The sequence below is a fragment of the Arthrobacter pascens genome, from assembly GCF_030815585.1.
Lineage (GTDB): Bacteria > Actinomycetota > Actinomycetes > Actinomycetales > Micrococcaceae > Arthrobacter > Arthrobacter pascens_A.
In genome coordinates this window covers 3,111,408-3,127,961 of the sequence record NZ_JAUSWY010000001.1, presented here as the reverse complement: position 1 = coordinate 3,127,961, position 16,554 = coordinate 3,111,408, and the positions used below count along the sequence as shown (strand labels likewise).

15 protein-coding genes are annotated in these 16,554 nt (G+C 64.8%); all 15 read left to right on the top strand.

The features are described from left to right. Nucleotides 1-158: 158 nt before the first annotated feature. The 15 genes from QFZ30_RS14415 (at nucleotide 159) to QFZ30_RS14345 (ending at nucleotide 16,462) form a co-directional block, all read left to right on the top strand. On the top strand, nucleotides 159-1,793 hold the full coding sequence (locus QFZ30_RS14415; protein ID WP_307077308.1) for an ABC transporter ATP-binding protein: 1,635 nt from the start codon (nucleotides 159-161) through the stop codon (nucleotides 1,791-1,793). After that, on the top strand, nucleotides 1,786-3,159 hold the full coding sequence (locus QFZ30_RS14410; protein ID WP_307077306.1) for an ABC transporter permease: 1,374 nt from the start codon (nucleotides 1,786-1,788) through the stop codon (nucleotides 3,157-3,159). Before QFZ30_RS14415 ends, QFZ30_RS14410 begins: the two co-directional genes overlap by 8 nt. Then, complete coding sequence (locus QFZ30_RS14405) at nucleotides 3,156-4,481, top strand: ABC transporter permease (RefSeq protein ID WP_307077303.1); 1,326 nt, start codon at nucleotides 3,156-3,158, stop codon at nucleotides 4,479-4,481. The genes QFZ30_RS14410 and QFZ30_RS14405 overlap by 4 nt, the downstream gene beginning before the upstream one ends. A 5-nt stretch (nucleotides 4,482-4,486) precedes the next feature. Further along, nucleotides 4,487-4,912 (top strand): cytidine deaminase, encoded by a 426-nt coding sequence (locus tag QFZ30_RS14400; RefSeq protein WP_307077301.1) that lies wholly within the window; start codon nucleotides 4,487-4,489, stop codon nucleotides 4,910-4,912. Beyond that, entirely contained in the window at nucleotides 4,909-6,231 is a 1,323-nt protein-coding gene (locus QFZ30_RS14395; protein ID WP_307077298.1) for a thymidine phosphorylase, read from the top strand. The genes QFZ30_RS14400 and QFZ30_RS14395 overlap by 4 nt, the downstream gene beginning before the upstream one ends. 4 nt (nucleotides 6,232-6,235) lie before the next feature. Further along, complete coding sequence (locus QFZ30_RS14390; protein WP_307077297.1) at nucleotides 6,236-6,865, top strand: DedA family protein; 630 nt, start codon at nucleotides 6,236-6,238, stop codon at nucleotides 6,863-6,865. Nucleotides 6,866-7,061: 196 nt separating this feature from the next. Next, the gene (locus QFZ30_RS14385) at nucleotides 7,062-7,793 is read left to right on the top strand and encodes a DedA family protein (protein ID WP_307077295.1); all 732 of its coding nucleotides are present in this window, start codon (nucleotides 7,062-7,064) and stop codon (nucleotides 7,791-7,793) included. A gap of 39 nt (nucleotides 7,794-7,832) precedes the next feature. Continuing rightward, entirely contained in the window at nucleotides 7,833-8,987 is a 1,155-nt protein-coding gene (locus QFZ30_RS14380; protein WP_307077293.1) for an adenosine deaminase, read from the top strand. A gap of 82 nt (nucleotides 8,988-9,069) precedes the next feature. Beyond that, nucleotides 9,070-9,651, top strand: coding sequence for a MazG nucleotide pyrophosphohydrolase domain-containing protein (locus QFZ30_RS14375; protein WP_307080281.1), 582 nt, complete (start codon nucleotides 9,070-9,072; stop codon nucleotides 9,649-9,651). Between the two features lie 140 nt (nucleotides 9,652-9,791). Further along, entirely contained in the window at nucleotides 9,792-11,072 is a 1,281-nt protein-coding gene (gene eno, locus QFZ30_RS14370; RefSeq protein ID WP_306905149.1) for a phosphopyruvate hydratase, read from the top strand. Between the two features lie 125 nt (nucleotides 11,073-11,197). Next, the gene (locus QFZ30_RS14365; protein ID WP_307077291.1) at nucleotides 11,198-11,899 is read left to right on the top strand and encodes an FtsB family cell division protein; all 702 of its coding nucleotides are present in this window, start codon (nucleotides 11,198-11,200) and stop codon (nucleotides 11,897-11,899) included. A 28-nt stretch (nucleotides 11,900-11,927) separates the two neighbouring features. Beyond that, the gene (locus QFZ30_RS14360) at nucleotides 11,928-12,596 is read left to right on the top strand and encodes a DUF501 domain-containing protein (RefSeq protein ID WP_307077289.1); all 669 of its coding nucleotides are present in this window, start codon (nucleotides 11,928-11,930) and stop codon (nucleotides 12,594-12,596) included. Next, nucleotides 12,593-13,540, top strand: a complete 948-nt coding sequence (locus QFZ30_RS14355; protein WP_307077287.1) for a Ppx/GppA phosphatase family protein — start codon at nucleotides 12,593-12,595, stop codon at nucleotides 13,538-13,540. Before QFZ30_RS14360 ends, QFZ30_RS14355 begins: the two co-directional genes overlap by 4 nt. Nucleotides 13,541-13,560: 20 nt before the next feature. Beyond that, nucleotides 13,561-14,937, top strand: coding sequence for a S8 family serine peptidase (locus QFZ30_RS14350; RefSeq protein WP_307077285.1), 1,377 nt, complete (start codon nucleotides 13,561-13,563; stop codon nucleotides 14,935-14,937). Between the two features lie 34 nt (nucleotides 14,938-14,971). Further along, entirely contained in the window at nucleotides 14,972-16,462 is a 1,491-nt protein-coding gene (locus tag QFZ30_RS14345; RefSeq protein ID WP_307077284.1) for an NAD(P)/FAD-dependent oxidoreductase, read from the top strand. Nucleotides 16,463-16,554 lie beyond the last annotated feature (92 nt).

Sequence of the window (16,554 nt, the reverse complement as noted above, 5' to 3'; positions counted from 1 at the left end):
CCGCCCCCGGATGGTCTTCCACTGGCCGGGGGTGGCGCTTTTCGTTGGAGTTTTACGGACCGGCGAGACCGCCATCCAAGACTGCACGCACTAGGCTGGTGCTGCAGCCACATACCTCGTCCAGTCGGTATACGGACGCTTCGAGATTGGTCAGAGTTTTGAAACTTGAACTCAGAGGGATCACTAAACGCTTCGGCTCCCTGCTCGCCAACGATCACATCGATGTGGTGGTTGAACCCGGACAGATCCACTGTTTGCTGGGGGAGAACGGGGCCGGCAAGTCCACCCTGATGAATGTGCTGTACGGGCTCTACGAGCCCACCGAGGGCGAAATCCTCATCGATGGGAAACCAGTTTCCTTCCGCGGCCCCGGCGACGCCATGGCCGCCGGCATCGGCATGGTGCATCAGCACTTCATGCTCGTTCCCGTATTTACCGTTGCCGAGAACGTTGCCCTCGGGGCCGAGTCCACCAAAGCCGGCGGCTTCCTGAACCTGGATGACACCCGGCGAAAAATCAACGAGATTTCCGACCGCTACGGGTTCGACGTCGACCCCGACGCCCTGGTGGAGGACCTTCCCGTAGGGGTACAGCAGCGGGTGGAAATCATCAAGGCGCTGGTTCGCGACGCCCGCGTCCTTATCCTCGATGAGCCGACGGCGGTGCTGACGCCCCAGGACACCGATGAGCTGCTGGACATCATGCGCCAGCTCAAGAGCAACGGAACCTCGATCGTATTTATCTCGCACAAGCTGCGTGAGGTCAAGGCTGTGTCAGACACCATCACCGTGATCCGGCGGGGCAAGGTGGTGGGTACCGCCCAGCCCGCGGCCTCGACGTCGGAACTGGCATCGATGATGGTGGGCCGGGCCGTCAGCCTCACCCTAAAAAAGGCTCCTGCAATACCCCAGGAGAAGACATTCCAGGTTAAGGACCTCACCGTCATCGCCCCGAGCGGCCAACACGTGGTGGACGGCCTCAGCTTCGATATTGCGCGCGGCGAGATTCTTGCCGTGGCAGGGGTACAGGGGAACGGGCAGACCGAGCTGACCGAGGCGATCCTTGGCCTCCAGGAACGGGTTCACGGCTCGATCATGCTCGACGGCGAAGAGATCCTGGGCCGGAGCGTCAAGGACATCCTGAACTCCGGTGTGGGCTTTGTTCCCGAGGACCGGTCAGTGGACGGGCTGATCGGCACGTTCTCCATCGCCGAAAACCTCATCCTGGACCGCTACGACCAGCCCCCGTTCGCCAAGGGGATCAGCATGAGCCCGGCGAAGGTCCTCGAGAACGCGAAGACAAGGATTGGCGAGTTCGATGTCCGCACACCGTCGGGATCCCTGGCCGCAGGGACGCTGTCCGGAGGCAACCAGCAGAAAGTGGTCATGGCCCGGGAGCTGTCCCGGCCGCTGCGGCTCTTCATCGCGTCGCAGCCCACCCGGGGCGTCGATGTCGGGTCCATCGAATTCCTGCACAAGCGGATTGTGGCTGAACGCGACCAGGGGACGCCGGTCATGATCATCTCCACCGAGCTGGATGAGGTCATGGAACTCGCTGACCGCATTGCCGTGCTGTACAAGGGAAAGCTGGTGGGCATCGTCCCGGCCGGAACCGGCCGGGACGTCCTTGGCCTCATGATGGCCGGGATCTCGCCGGAGGACGCCGCCCGGACGGACGCTGCGCGGACGGACGCTGCGCCGGCGGAGAAGTCGCCCGCTGACAAGAGGCGGACAGAATCGGACATCCGTGGGACCGCACAAGCCTCCACCGCCGAAGGAGGCGATCATGACTGACAAGCATCCCCACAAACACGTTGCCGGGCAGCATGCAGAAAAACCCCATGAAGCCAGCCCTGCAGCCGAAGAAACAGCCGCGGTGGTGGCACTGGATACTGCAGGTGGAGCCAAGGAGCCCTCCGCGGTTCCGGCCACCGCGCAGAGCGGCAAACTGCCCGGCGGTCCGGACTCCCTGGCCCGGAGGATCTTCACGGGCAGCGGCATGGTTTCGGTCCTGGCTGTGCTGCTGGCCCTCGTCATCGGCGGCCTGCTGATCGCCAGCACCGACGAGCGGGTGGCCGCAACCTCCTCTTATCTGCTCGCCCGGCCCACTGACTTCCTCTCCGCTGTCTGGAGCGCGGCTACCGGCTCCTATATCGCCCTGTTACAAGGGGCGGTCTTCAACCCGCGGGCCTCCGGCCTGGCTCTCCAGTTCGCCCCGCTGATGGAAACCCTGACCATAGCGACGCCACTGATCACCGCCGGTCTGGGCGTGGCGCTGGCCTTCCGCGCGGGCCTCTTTAACATCGGCGCCCAAGGGCAGATCATCATGGCGGGCATCCTCGCCGCCTGGGTGGGTTTTGCACTGCACCTGCCTGTTGGACTGCATCTGCTGCTGGTCCTCCTGGCCGGCATCGTCGGGGGCGCGCTTTGGGGCGGGCTCGTCGGGCTCCTTAAAGCACAGACAGGCGCCCACGAGGTCATCGTGACCATCATGTTCAACTACGTGGCGCTGTACTTCCTGGGATACCTGCTGAACACTCCGGCCTTCCAACGGCCGGGGGAGTCCAACCCGATCTCCCCCATCCTGGACCCCACGGCCGTGTACCCGCAGATTCTCGGCTCACAGTACCGGCTGCACCTGGGCTTCATCCTGGCCATCGCCGCTACGGTCCTGGTCTGGTGGCTGCTCAACCGGTCCACGGTCGGCTTCGAATTCCGGGCTGTCGGGGCCAACCCCAAGGCGGCCCAGACAGCGGGCATCAATGTATCCCGGTCCACCATCCTGGTGATGGCCATGGCAGGCGCCCTCGCCGGAATGTCAGGCGTGGCCCAAGTCGCGGGGACGGAAAAAGTCCTCACGGACGGCGTAGCCGCAACATACGGCTTTGACGCCATCACCGTGGCGCTGCTGGGACGCTCGACGCCGTGGGGCACCTTCGCAGCCGGCCTCTTGTTCGGCGCCTTCCGCGCCGGGGCCGTCCAAATGCAGATCCAGACCGGCACCCCCATCGACATCGTCCTCGTCGTCCAGTCACTGATCGTGCTTTTCATCGCGGCCCCGCCACTGGTACGGGCGGTCTTCGGGCTGAATCCGCGGCGCAAAAAGCCGGCGAAAACCGGAAAGTCCCAGCAGGCAGCAGCCACCGGAGGTGCAGCATGAGCACAACAGCAACGTCGCCCCTGCCGGGAAAGCGGCAGCCGGGAACCCCACAGGCTGCGGACCAGTCCCTGGCAGTTTCGGCCAAACCGGCCACCTGGAAGACCCCGGTAATGCTCGGCGCCCTCGGACTTGTCGCGTTCATCGTCTTTGGCCTCATGGGACCGAACCAGACCGCGAAGTTCGGCATTTCCACCGGCAGCGATTTCTTTCAGCTCCCCGCCCTTGAAGTGCCCGCGTTCCTCGGCGGCATGGTGCTTTCCCTGGTCCTGCTGGGACTCGCAGCCTATGCAATCTTCCTCAAAATGAAGGAGCAGTCTGCACCCGCCTGGTTGCCAATTGCCTTCACTGTCCTTTTTGCAGCAGCGTTCCTGATCTGGGTTGTTGGCGGAGCGCGCACTCCCAGCATCTCGCTGGCAGGCCTCATCGCCGGATCCGTCACGCTTGCCGTGCCGCTGGTCTTTGGATCCCTCTCAGGTGTCCTGTGTGAGCGTGTCGGCGTCGTGAACATCGCCATCGAAGGGCAACTCCTGGGGGGTGCCTTTACCGCGGCCATTGTGGCAACCATGACCAGGAGCCCTCTCCTTGGCCTGCTGGCAGCCGCGGCAGCCGGTGCCGTCGTCTCCATGGTCCTGGCATTCTTCAGCATCAAATACCTGGTCAACCAGATCATTGTGGGCGTAGTCCTCAACGTCCTGGTTTCCGGCCTCACAGGCTTCCTGTTCAGTACCGTCATGCAGGCCAACAAGGCGCAGTTCAACTCGCCGCCGGGTCTGGACAACATCGAAATCCCGGTTCTGTCCGGCATCCCCATCATCGGTCCCATCCTGTTCAAGCAGTCTCTGGTGGGCTACCTGATGTACGTCGCCGTCATCGTCGTGTGGGTGGGCCTTTTCAAGACCAAATGGGGCCTCCGGGTCCGCGCCGTGGGCGAACACCCGCAGGCCGCCGACACCATGGGCATCAAGGTCAACGCAACCCGCTTCTGGAACGTCACCCTCGGCGGCGCTATCGCCGGTATTGGCGGATCATTCTTCACCCTGGTGGCGATCGACAGCTTCACCAAGGAAATCTCCGGCGGACGCGGGTTCATCGCCCTGGCCGCACTGATCTTCGGCCGGTGGAACCCCATCGGTGCCTTCTTTGCCGCCCTCCTGTTCGGCTTCGCGGACAATCTCCAGAGCATCGTGACCATCATCGGAACTCCGGTGCCCAGCCAGTTCATGGCCATGCTGCCGTATCTGGTGACCGTCTTCGCCGTCGCCGGGCTGGTGGGACGTTCCAGGCCGCCGGCCGCCAGCGGCATCCCGTACGTCAAGGGGTGACTGCCGTGAAAGGGAGCGGGGCCACGGCAGGGCCGGCCACCGTTGACTGGCAGGCACTCGAAGCGGCCGCGGTGGACGCCATGAAGAACGCCTATGCGCCGTACTCGAAATTCCCTGTGGGTGCCGCAGCCCTCACCGACGACGGGCGGATAGTCAGCGGCTGCAACGTGGAGAATGCCAGCTACGGCCTGACCCTCTGTGCCGAATGCGCGCTGGTAGGCAACCTCCACATGACCGGCGGCGGACTGCTGCGTGCGTTCTACTGTGTGGACGCCGCTGGCAACGTGCTGATGCCGTGTGGCCGGTGCCGCCAACTGCTTTACGAATTCCGCGCTCCCGGAATGGAGCTGATGACCACGCAGGGCATCAAGTCGATGGACCAGGTGCTTCCTGATGCATTTGGTCCCCAACACCTGGAGGAACCCCGGTGACGCAAACTAAGAACAAGACCGAAGCTTTCGACGCCGTCGACATCATCCGCACCAAGCGGGACAAGGGCGTACTGAGTTCCCGGCAGATCGACTGGACAATCGACGCCTATACCCGCGGCGTCATTGCGGACGAGCAAATGGCTGCCCTCAACATGGCCATCCTGTTGAACGGCATGGACCGGAGCGAGATCTCGCGCTGGACCGCCGCCATGATCGCCTCCGGGGAGCGGATGGACTTCTCCAGCCTCCGGCGGCCCGACGGCGGCGTGAAGGCCACCAGCGATAAACACTCCACCGGGGGAGTGGGGGACAAGATCACTCTCCCGCTCGCGCCGCTGGTGGCGGTGTTCGGCGTCGCAGTGCCGCAGCTGTCCGGCCGCGGACTGGGCCATACCGGCGGGACCCTGGACAAGCTGGAGTCAATCCCGGGCTGGCGGGCAGCGTTGAGCAACGACGAAATGATGGCGCAGCTGCAGGACGTGGGTGCCGTGATCTGCGCAGCAGGAGCCGGGCTGGCCCCTGCTGACAAGAAGCTCTACGCCCTGCGTGATGTCACCGGAACGGTGGAGGCCATTCCGCTTATCGCCTCGTCGATCATGAGTAAGAAGATCGCCGAAGGAACCGGCTCGCTGGTCCTGGACGTCAAAGTGGGGAGCGGTGCCTTTATGAAAGACGAGGCGCAGGCGCGCGAGCTGGCCGAAACCATGGTGGCCCTGGGCAAGGACGCGGGGGTCAACACTGTGGCGCTGCTGACCAACATGAGCACGCCGTTGGGGCTCACTGCCGGCAACGCGATCGAGGTGGAGGAATCCGTGGAGGTCCTGGCCGGCGGGGGCCCTGACGACGTGGTGGAGCTGACGGTGCGGCTGGCCGAGGAAATGCTGGCCTGCGCGGGCGTCCACGATGCTGATCCCCGGGCCGCTTTGAAGGATGGACGGGCCATGGACGTCTGGAACCGGATGATCGAGGCGCAGGGCGGCGATCCGCGGGCCAAGCTGCCGGTGGCCAAGGAATCCGAAGTCATCTATGCGCCGGCTGACGGCGTGCTGGTCGAACTCGACGCCCTGGCGGTGGGGGTCGCGGCATGGCGCCTGGGCGCAGGCCGTGCCCGAAAAGAAGACACGGTCCAGGCTGGTGCCGGCATCCGGATGCATGCAAAGCCTGGCGCCGTGGTCCGCGCAGGTGAACCACTGATGACCTTGCTGACGGACACTCCGGAGAAGTTCGCGCGTGCCAAGGAATCGCTGGAGCACGCCGTGGTGATCGCGCCCGAAGGTTCCCGGTCGGCCCAGCAACTCATCATCGACCGAATAGCATAGGACGATGCAGGCCATCAACGATTTCATCCTCGCTGCCGCCGGGCAGCCCTGGGTGCTTTTCCTTGTGCTGGCCTGCTGCATCATTGACGGGTTCTTTCCGCCCATACCCAGTGAATCAGTGGTGGTGGGGCTGGCCGCAGTCGCCGCCACTGCGGATGTTCCGAACCCATGGCTCCTGATGCTGGTCGCAGCGCTGGGCGCCTTCTCAGGCGACAACATCGCCTACCTGATCGGCCGCAGGGTGGGCACCCGCCGCTGGCACTGGATGCGCGGCCCCCGCATGCAGAGCGCGTTCCGGTGGGCGGGGCAGGAACTGCGGAAACGGCCGGCGTCGCTGATCCTGGTGGCGCGGTTCATCCCGATCGGCAGGGTCGCCGTTAACCTCACCGCGGGGGTAAGCCACTATCCGCACCTCCGTTTCGTGGGGCTGACGGTCCTTTCCGCCACCCTGTGGGCCGCCTACTCGGTGGGGATCGGCCTGTTCTTTGGCCAGTGGTTCGAGAACAACCATCTCCTGGGCGCGGCCATCGCGATCGTCTGTGCTGTGGCTCTTGGAATCGTGGTGGACCTGGTCATCAACCGTGTGCGGGGCAAGGTGCCGGTGGTGGAGCGGATGAAGGAGCCAGAGTCCTAGTCTCCACCCATGGGTGGACGGTGAGGGAGGCGGGATATCACTCCGCAGGACGACGCCCTGGGCCACTTGACGGGCTAGCGTTGAGAGAGTGTTCCCAGGGCTGGGGCGTAGCGAACGACGCCTTGGCCGTGGGACACTGATAGCGATTTCCGTCACTTTTTGGCTGCGTCATTTTTCGTCTAGGAGCAAGACCCGCGTGGAGTTTATTAATGAGGCCGTGCTCCATGCAGCGGGCCAGTGGTGGATTTACCCCGTCCTGCTCGTGTTTTTCTTTGTGGACGGCTTCGCCATGGTGGTGCCCAGCGAGACGCTCATCGTCGCGCTGGCGGCATTTTCGCGGCACAGCGGCGAGCCCAACCTCTGGATCCTGGGTGGAACTGCACTGACCGGCGCGATCGCCGGGGACAACATGGCCTTCCTCCTGGGCCGCAGAATCGGCCTGGAGCGCTGGAAATGGATGCGCCGCCCAAAGGTCCAGAAAGCTTTTGGCTGGGCTCGGTACGAACTCGAAAAGCGCGGCGCCGTCCTTATTTTCACCGCACGCTATATCCCGTGGGGCCGTGTTGCCGTGAACTATGTGGCCGGCTCCACCGGGTTTGCCCACCGCCGGTTCTTCCTGCTGGACGCCTTCGCGTGCATCACGTGGGTGGGGTACTCGATCGGAATCGGCATCCTTGCCAGCTCGTTTCCCTGGCTGCACCATAACCCGCTGCTGAGTGCGGGCATCGCCGTGGTGTTCGCCATCGTGCTGGGAATCCTCATCGACCACCTCTTGCGCTGGTGGCACAAGCACCTTGCCCGCAATGACGCCGAGGTGGTGGATGAGTGGCTCGACGGCGGCCCAGCAGGGGCGTCCGTCAAGGGATCCGGCCCGGCACCCATCCTTGCCTCCGCTGCCGGGGATGCCGTGGAGCCCGGCGCAAAGTAGCGGCTGGCGTCAGGCGCGTGCCGACCCTAAGGTTGGATGGTGACTGAGCCTATTGTTGACGCTGCCCCTGCCCTCGACTTCGACCTGAAGAGCCTGCCCAAGGTTTCCCTCCACGACCATCTGGATGGGGGTCTCCGTCCGGCCACCATTATCGAGCTGGCCGAGGCCGCTGGACATACCCTTCCCTCCACCGATCCGGTGGCCCTCGGGGAATGGTTCCGCGAGTCCGCTGACTCCGGATCCTTGGTCCGCTACCTGGAGACCTTCGACCACACCGTTGCGGTCATGCAGACCAAAGAAGGACTGTCCCGCGTCGCCAAGGAATTCGTGGAGGACCTGGCGGACGACGGCGTAGTGTACGGCGAAGTGCGCTGGGCGCCTGAGCAGCACCTCCAGAAGGGCCTCTCCCTGGATGAGGCAGTGGAGGCTGTACAGGAAGGCCTCGACGCTGGCGTGGACGCCGTGGCTGAAAGCGGCCGCGATATCCAGGTGGGTCAGCTGATCACTGCCATGCGGCATGCCGACCGTGGCCAGGAGATCGCGGAACTCGCTGTCCGCCACCGCAACAACGGCGCCGTGGGCTTCGATATCGCCGGAGCGGAAGACGGCTTCCTGCCTGCCCGTTTCAAGGAGGCCTTCACGTACCTGGCGCAGCACAATTTCCCGGCCACGGTCCACGCCGGCGAGGCCGCCGGACTGGAGAGCATCCAGTCCGCGCTGGTGGACGGGCGCGCGCTGCGCCTGGGCCACGGGGTCCGGATCGCCGAGGACATCACGGTGGAATTCGACGACGAAGACGACATCGCCGGTGCCGAAGGCGGGGAGGAGAGCATCGGGCTGGTCACGCTGGGTGATCTTTCCAGCTGGATCCGGGACCGCGGCATCGCCCTGGAGATCTGCCCCTCCTCGAACCTCCAGACCGGCGCCATTGCAGGGTTCGGCGAGGGCATCGAAAGCCACCCGCTGGACATGCTCTACCAGTTGGGCTTCAACGTCACCATCAACACCGACAACCGGCTGATGAGCGGGGTCACCCTGACGGACGAGTTCGAACTCCTCGTGGAGACGTTCGACTACGATCTGGATGACCTGCTTGAGCTCACACTCAATGCCGCCGAGGCATCCTTCCTGCCGCTTGAGGAAAAGGAAGCACTGGTGGAGTACATCAACGACGTCTATGCCAATCTTGGCTAACGAACTCCCTGCCGACGCCGTGCACTCTCCAGTGGGGGAGCTGGTGGCCGTCGTCGCCGCGCTTCGTGAGCACTGTCCCTGGATGGGTGCCCTCACCCATGCGTCCCTCGTGGAGTACCTCCTCGAGGAGGCCTATGAAGTGGCCGAAACCATAGAGGCCGGAGCTGACGAAGCCGAACTCCAGGGCGAGCTGGGTGACGTGCTCCTCCAGGTAGTGCTGCATGCCCGGCTCGCCGAGGAGCGCGGAGCGTTCGCATTCGACGACGTGGCCCGCGGCCTGAGCGCCAAGATGGTCCGCCGTAACCCGCACGTGTTCCGGCCGGACGGGTCGCTGCAGGAGAGCTTCCCTGCCACGGTGGAGGAAATCGTGCAGAAATGGGACGCCGTCAAAAGGGCAGAACGTCCGGAACGCAAGAACCCTTTCGAAGGGATCCCGGATGCACTGCCCGCCCTGGCCCGCGCACAGAAGTCGCTTGACCGGGCCGAACGTGCCGGGTTCGTTCTTCCACCGGAAATACCTGTTCCAGCTACTGAGGAGGAGTTGGGCGGGCTGCTGTTCGCCGTCGTCGGATCTGCACGGGTCAAAGGATTCGACGCCGAACGCGCCCTGCGGGGCGCCGTCCGGCGCTACCAGGAGTCATACGCTGAGCAGCACGAGAAGTAGTGCCCATTACCATCATGACGTCCGGGGGATGGATAGGTTTCCGTAACCTGTACCACTCTCGACTACGCTAGTCCCTGACGAGGACGTCGAGTCTTTCCGCTAGTTTCCCAGTAAATCGCTTCACCATAAGGAGCATATTCATGGCGCTTATCGATGCCATCCACGCCCGCGAGATCCTCGATTCCCGTGGCAACCCGACCGTTGAAGTTGAAGTCCTGCTCTCCGATGGCCAGATCGGCCGCGCGGCAGTTCCCTCCGGTGCCTCCACCGGTGAGCACGAGGCCGTTGAGCTTCGCGACGGGGACAAGGGCCGTTACCTCGGCAAGGGTGTCCAGAAGGCCGTTGACGCAGTCATCGACCAGATCGCTCCCGCCCTGACCGGCTTCGACGCCACTGACCAGCGCAGCATCGACCAGGCCATGATCGACCTGGACGGCACGGCCAACAAGGGCAAGCTCGGCGCGAACGCCATCCTGGGTGTTTCCCTGGCCGTGGCGAACGCAGCCGCCGCTTCCGCAGACCTGCCGCTGTACAAGTACTTGGGCGGCCCAAACGCCCACGTGCTGCCTGTGCCGCTGATGAACATCCTCAACGGTGGCTCGCACGCCGACTCCGACGTCGACATCCAGGAATTCATGGTTGTCCCGCTGGGTGCCGAAACCTTCTCCGAGGGCCTCCGCTGGGGCGTTGAGGTCTACCACGCGCTCAAGGCCGTGCTCCAGGAAAAGGGTCTGTCCACCGGCCTCGGCGACGAAGGCGGCTTCGCGCCGAACCTGCCGTCAAACCGTGCCGCCCTGGACCTGATCCAGGAAGCCATCAAGAACGCCGGCTACACGCCGGGCACGGACATCGCCCTGGCCCTGGACGTTGCCTCCTCCGAGTTCTTCAAGGACGGCGCTTACCAGTTCGAAGGCAAGGCACTCAGCGCCACCGAGATGAGCGCCTACTACGCCGAGCTCGTTGCCGACTACCCGCTGGTTTCCATCGAGGACCCGCTGGACGAGAACGACTGGGACGGCTGGAAGACCCTCACCGACACCATCGGTGACAAGGTGCAGCTGGTCGGCGACGATCTCTTCGTGACCAACCCCTCCATCCTGCAGCGCGGCATCGAGACGAAGACCGCCAACTCGCTGCTCGTGAAGGTCAACCAGATCGGTTCCCTGACCGAGACGCTGGATGCTGTCAGCCTGGCGCAGCGCGCCGGTTACACCACCATCACCTCGCACCGTTCCGGCGAGACCGAGGACACCACCATCGCCGACATCTCCGTTGCCACCAACGCCGGCCAGATCAAGACCGGCGCCCCGGCCCGGTCCGAACGTGTTGCCAAGTACAACCAGCTGCTGCGCATCGAAGAGGAACTCGACGACGCCGCACGGTACGCCGGCCGCAGCGCCTTCCCGCGTTTCAAGGGCTAGTAGCCGCTTAAACCGCTGACCGGTGGCTATGGTTGAAATACCATAGCCACCGGTCTTTGTTTCAGCCTGGTTAGTTTCAGCCCAGACAGTTGCGGCCACAGGCGGCCGAACGTTTCAGGAGTGTCATGGCTACCCGCCGTCCAAAAGTTCCCAGGGCCGCTTCCAGGCATCCAGCCAAAACCGACCCATCGAAGGAAACCGCCGACAACGCGGACGTCATCCTTGCCGATTTCGGCGGTTCGAAGGAAAAGACGGCCAAGGACAAAGCCGTACGGGAAAGAGCCGCTTCGGGGAGGAGCGCAATCCCGAAGGGCACAGCCTCCGGCACCCGGGATGGCCTCACCCGGGATAATACCAAAGCCGGGAGCGGGGGCGCCGCAGGGGCGGCCCGGACGGAAGGCCGCTCCACGGGCAGCGAAGCAGAGGATGAGGCCCAGCCGGTACCGGCCAAGGCGTTTTCCGGCCGCATGCTGGCCTTGGCAGTGGTGATGATTGCCATCACCATCATGCTGGCGCCCACGGTGAAGATTTTCTTCGATAAAAGGGCGGAGATTGCTGCCCTCAACGCCGATATCGCTGCCAGCCAGGCCGAGCAGGACAGCCTCCGGCAGCAGGTCTCGCGCTGGAAGGACCCTAACTATGTGAAGCAGCAGGCCCGCGACCGCATTAACATGGTTATGCCGGGTGAAACAGGCTACTGGGTATTCGGCAGCGACCTGCCGGCCGGAACAAGCAGTAGCCAGACCGGCACAGCAGCACAAGACCCCGCCGATCTGCCGTGGGTGGATTCCCTGTGGGAGTCCATCAGGCGTGCGGCCACAGACTGAACCGCTAGAGGAAGGATGGCCCGCGCCAGTGGAAGAAAACACAACTGCGCCGGAAGATTCCCGTCAGCCATCGGCACATGATCTCGAAGTACTGAGCAGGCAACTGGGACGGCCGGTCCGCGATGTGGTGGAAATCCCGGCGCGTTGCGTCTGCGGCAACCCGCTCGTGGCCGCCACGGCGCCGCGACTGAGCAACGGCACGCCTTTTCCCACCACTTTCTACCTGACGCACCCCGTCATCACCTCAGCGGTCTCCCGCCTGGAGGCGGCCGGACTCATGAATGACATGAACGAACGCCTGGCTGCCGACGAACATCTTGCCGCCGCCTACCGTTCGGCGCACGACCACTACCTGGCAGCGCGGTGGGCCATCGGTGAACGTTCGGCCATCGGCCCCGTCCCCGAGATTGACGGCGTTTCCGCCGGCGGCATGCCCACCCGGGTCAAATGCCTGCACGTCCTTGTGGGACACTCGCTGGCCGCCGGGCCAGGGGTAAATCCCTTGGGGGATGAGGCAATCGCCGGTATCAGCGAATGGTGGACAGCCGACCGCTGCTATTGCGACGGCGCCTGGGACACCACGGGGGACGCTCCGTCCAGGGACCTGAGCCGCCACGGGCCACAGGGCCTGCCGGAAATCGTGGGCCGTCCCGCCCCGGTCCGCAAAGCCGCGGACACGGCAGGGGGCGGCACGTGACCCGTGTTGCCGCCATTGACTGCGGCACCAACTCCATCCGCCTGCTGATCGCCGATATCGAACGCAGCAACGGAACAGTGAAGCTCACCGACGTGGTCCGGGAAATGCGCGTAGTACGGCTGGGCCAGGGTGTGGATGCCACCGGCGAACTGGCTCCCGAAGCGCTGGAACGCACTTTCACAGCCACTGCCGACTACGCGCGGCTGATCCGTGAACATGGTGCCGGAGCCGTGCGCTTTGTGGCCACCTCGGCCAGCAGGGACGCGCGCAACCGCCAGGTCTTTGTGGATGGGATCCGAGGGCTCCTCGGAGTTGAACCCGAAGTCATCTCCGGTGACGAGGAAGCGGCGCTGTCCTTCGCCGGCGCCAGTAGCGTCCTGCCGATCCTCGACGGCGACCAGGTGCTGGTGGTCGACCTGGGCGGCGGGAGCACGGAATTTGTCCTCGGCACGGCGGACGGCGTGACAGCGGCCAAATCCGTTGACGTGGGATGCGTCCGATTGACCGAGCGGCACCTCCGGAACGACCCGCCAACAGCCGAACAGATCGCCGCCGCAGAGGCCGACGTCGACGCCGCCATCACCCGTGCGGGACTGGACGTTCCGCTGGAGCGCGCCACCGCCGTCGTCGGGGTAGCGGGATCCGTCACCACCATCACCGCCCACGCGCTGCGCCTTCCGGAGTATTCGCCGGCAGCGATACACGGTACCGAGCTGTCCATCGATGCGATCCGGGGGGCGGCCACGGACCTGCTGGAAATGAGCAGGGCCGGACGCGCGGATCTGCCGTACATGCATCCTGGCAGGGTGGACGTGATCGGTGCCGGCGGTCTGGTGTGGCGCCGCATCCTGGAGCGGCTTAATGAGCTCACCGCGGGCCGCGTCGTCGCGGCCACCGCCAGTGAACACGACATCCTTGACGGCATTGCCTTGAGTATCAGCTAACCGACCATGGGGGACCCCAAATGACCAGAGCAACAGCCCGGTTCCGCCGGACCGCCTCCGCTCTTGTGGCGATGATCCTTGCCGGCGGCAGTATGGCCGCCGGCCTTGTGGCGGCACCCGCGGCACAAGCCGACTCCTGGCGGGACAAAGAATACTGGCTCGCAGAGTCCGGCATTACCAAGGCGTGGCAGGTCTCCAAAGGTGCCGGAGTGAAAGTTGCCGTGATCGACAGCGGTGTGGACGCCGCCCACCCCGATCTCAAGGGCGCCGTGGTGGGCGGCTACGACGTCTCAGGTGCCGGAGACCCGGATGGACAGAAGAGCATCGGAGGCAAGCCGGAACACGGGACACTGGTGGCCACCATGCTGGCCGGCCGCGGCCACCAGCCGGCGGATGCCAAGGCCTCTCCCAGCCCCAATGCATCCAGCACAGGTCCGGACGGCATTGTAGGCGTGGCCCCGGAGGCGCAGATCCTGTCCGTCTCCACGTGGCTGGGTTCGGCGAATCCCGCCGGCAAAACCGACCAGGACCAGATCCCGGAAGCTGTCCGCTGGGCCGTGGACAACGGCGCCAAGGTGATCAACATTTCGTTGGGCAGCACCACCCCGCAGTGGCCCCAAAGCTGGGATGCAGCCTTCCTGTATGCGGAGCAGAAGGACGTGGTGATTGTCGCCGCGGCCGGAAACCGGGTAGGCGGCAATATCCAGGTGGGTGCCCCGGCCACCATCCCGGGCGTTCTCACCGTTGCAGGCCTGGACCGGAAAGGGGTTGCGAGCAACGACTCGTCCTCGCAGGGAATCAGTATCGGCGTAGCGGCCCCCGCGGAGAACCTGCTCGGCGGAATGCCCGGCGGCGGCTATGCAGAGTGGGCGGGCACTTCGGGAGCCACTCCTATCGTTGCGGGCGTTGCGGCCCTCATCCGTTCCAAGTGGCCGGACATGAGCGCCGAGCAGGTCATCAACCGGATCGTCAGCACCGCAAAGGACACGGGCGCGCCGGGCAAAGACCCGCTCTACGGCTTCGGGGTACTCAATGCTGAAGCTGCCCTGAAGGACCCCGTGCCCGAGACGGCGGGCAACCCGCTTGGCTCCATCTCGGAGTGGATCAGGGTGCACCGCCGTGGGAACCTGGGCTCGCCCGCGCCGGTTCCCACCAGTGAGTTGCCAAGCGCCGTCCCGACGCTCCCGGAAGCCACTGTGCCGGCGGCGAAGGCACCGTCGCAGCGAGACTCTGCCCTGGGCGCCGCCGTCGTTATTGGCTTTGCGGCGCTGTTCGCGGCGATCATTGCGGCAGCCGTGTTCCAGTTGCGCAAGGCTGCCCGGAACCCCCGGCTCGCAGGGGAAGAACCGGATACCGGAGTGCTGAATACCGTGGATTCAGGCGGTAAAGCTAGCTAGTGAAGATTTTCACAAAGTAATGTACTCTTAAATCATGGCAACCACCCTTGAGCTCCAGGACCGTCCCCGGGTACTCGTCGTAGGCGGCGGGTACGTCGGCCTGTACGTAGCACTTAAATTGCAGAAGAAGATCGCGAATGCCGGTGGCATTGTCACCCTCGTTGATCCACTGCCCTACATGACCTACCAGCCGTTCCTGCCGGAAGTTGCGGGCGGCAACATCGAGGCCCGCCACGCAGTGGTCTCCCACCGCCAGCACCTCAAGCAGACCGAGCTCATCCAGGGCAGCGTCACCTCCATCGATCACGCCAACCGCACCGCCGTCGTGGCCCCTGCGGCCGGCGGCGAGAACATCGAAGTCCCCTACTTTGACATCGTGGTAGCCGCAGGCGCCATCACCCGCACCTTCCCCATCAAGGGACTGGCAGACAAGGGCATCGGCCTCAAGACCATTGAGGAAGCCGTAGCCCTGCGCAATAAGGTGCTGGAGCGCATTGAAGCTGCGTCCACTATTTCCGATCCCGCGGCACGTGCCAAGGCCCTCACCTTCGTAGTGGTCGGCGGCGGCTTTGCCGGCATCGAATGCATCACGGAGATGGAAGACCTCGCCCGCGCTGCCGTCAGGAACAACCCGCGCATCAAGCAGGAGGAAGTCCGCTTCGTTCTGGTCGAGGCCATGGGGCGCATCATGCCCGAGGTCACCGCCAAACAGGCGGAGTGGGTTGTGGAGCACCTGCGCAGCCGCGGCATCGAGGTCCTGCTGAACACCTCCCTGGACAGCGCCGAGGGCTCCCTCAAACTCATCAACCTCCCGGATAAGTCCCTTGCCCAGGAGTTCGAGGCAGACACCCTGGTTTGGACTGCCGGTGTGCAGGCAAACCCGATGATCCGCTCGTCGGACTTCCCACTGGAGCCGCGTGGCCGCGTACGTGTCCTCACGGATCTGCGCATCGCCGGAGATGAGGGCATCATCGAGAACGCATGGGCTGCCGGCGACATCGCAGCCGTTCCTGACCTCGCGGGCGGCGGGTTGCCGGACGGGACCTGTGTCCCGAATGCACAGCACGCACTCCGCCAGGCCAAGCGCCTCGCCAAGAATCTGTGGGCTTCCCGCTGGGACAAGCCGCTCAAGGACTACAAGCACAAGAACCTGGGGGCCGTTGCCGGCTTCGGCGAATGGAAGGGCGTTGCCAACATTAATCTGGTTGGCAGCATCGGACTCAAGGGCGGCCTCGCCTGGCTGGCGCACCGCGGCTACCATGGGCTGGCCATGCCCACGGTGGAGCGCAAGATCCGCGTCATCTTCGGTTGGATCCTGGCCTTCTTCATGGGCCGCGATACCACCCAGCTGATTGATCTCGACAACCCCCGCGGTGCCTTCGTGGCAGCTGCCACACCGGCGCCCAAGCCGGCCGCTTCCGGCGCACCCAGCACGCCTGGCGCCACTCCAGGCGCCGGCCAGCCCGGATCCGCCGCCGCTGCAAGCTTCGATCCCAAGCAGTCAGTGAGTGCCAACGCCAAGTAGTCCCAGGTTTCCTGAGGGCCACTCTGCAGCAAACGTCCGACGGCAGCCGTCCCCGAAGGGGGGGGTGGCTGCCGTTTGCGTTGGGTGACGTC

What these genes read in the sequence shown, in the direction of transcription:
- QFZ30_RS14410 (WP_307077306.1), top strand. Translation starts at nt 1,786, where the DNA reads ATGACTGACAAGCATCCCCACAAACACGTTGCCGGGCAGCATGCAGAA.
- QFZ30_RS14390 (WP_307077297.1), top strand. Translation starts at nt 6,236, where the DNA reads ATGCAGGCCATCAACGATTTCATCCTCGCTGCCGCCGGGCAGCCCTGG.
- eno (WP_306905149.1), top strand. Translation starts at nt 9,792, where the DNA reads ATGGCGCTTATCGATGCCATCCACGCCCGCGAGATCCTCGATTCCCGT.
- QFZ30_RS14345 (WP_307077284.1), top strand. Translation starts at nt 14,972, where the DNA reads ATGGCAACCACCCTTGAGCTCCAGGACCGTCCCCGGGTACTCGTCGTA.
- QFZ30_RS14405 (WP_307077303.1), top strand. Translation starts at nt 3,156, where the DNA reads ATGAGCACAACAGCAACGTCGCCCCTGCCGGGAAAGCGGCAGCCGGGA.
- QFZ30_RS14365 (WP_307077291.1), top strand. Translation starts at nt 11,198, where the DNA reads ATGGCTACCCGCCGTCCAAAAGTTCCCAGGGCCGCTTCCAGGCATCCA.
- QFZ30_RS14350 (WP_307077285.1), top strand. Translation starts at nt 13,561, where the DNA reads ATGACCAGAGCAACAGCCCGGTTCCGCCGGACCGCCTCCGCTCTTGTG.
- QFZ30_RS14375 (WP_307080281.1), top strand. Translation starts at nt 9,070, where the DNA reads ATGGGTGCCCTCACCCATGCGTCCCTCGTGGAGTACCTCCTCGAGGAG.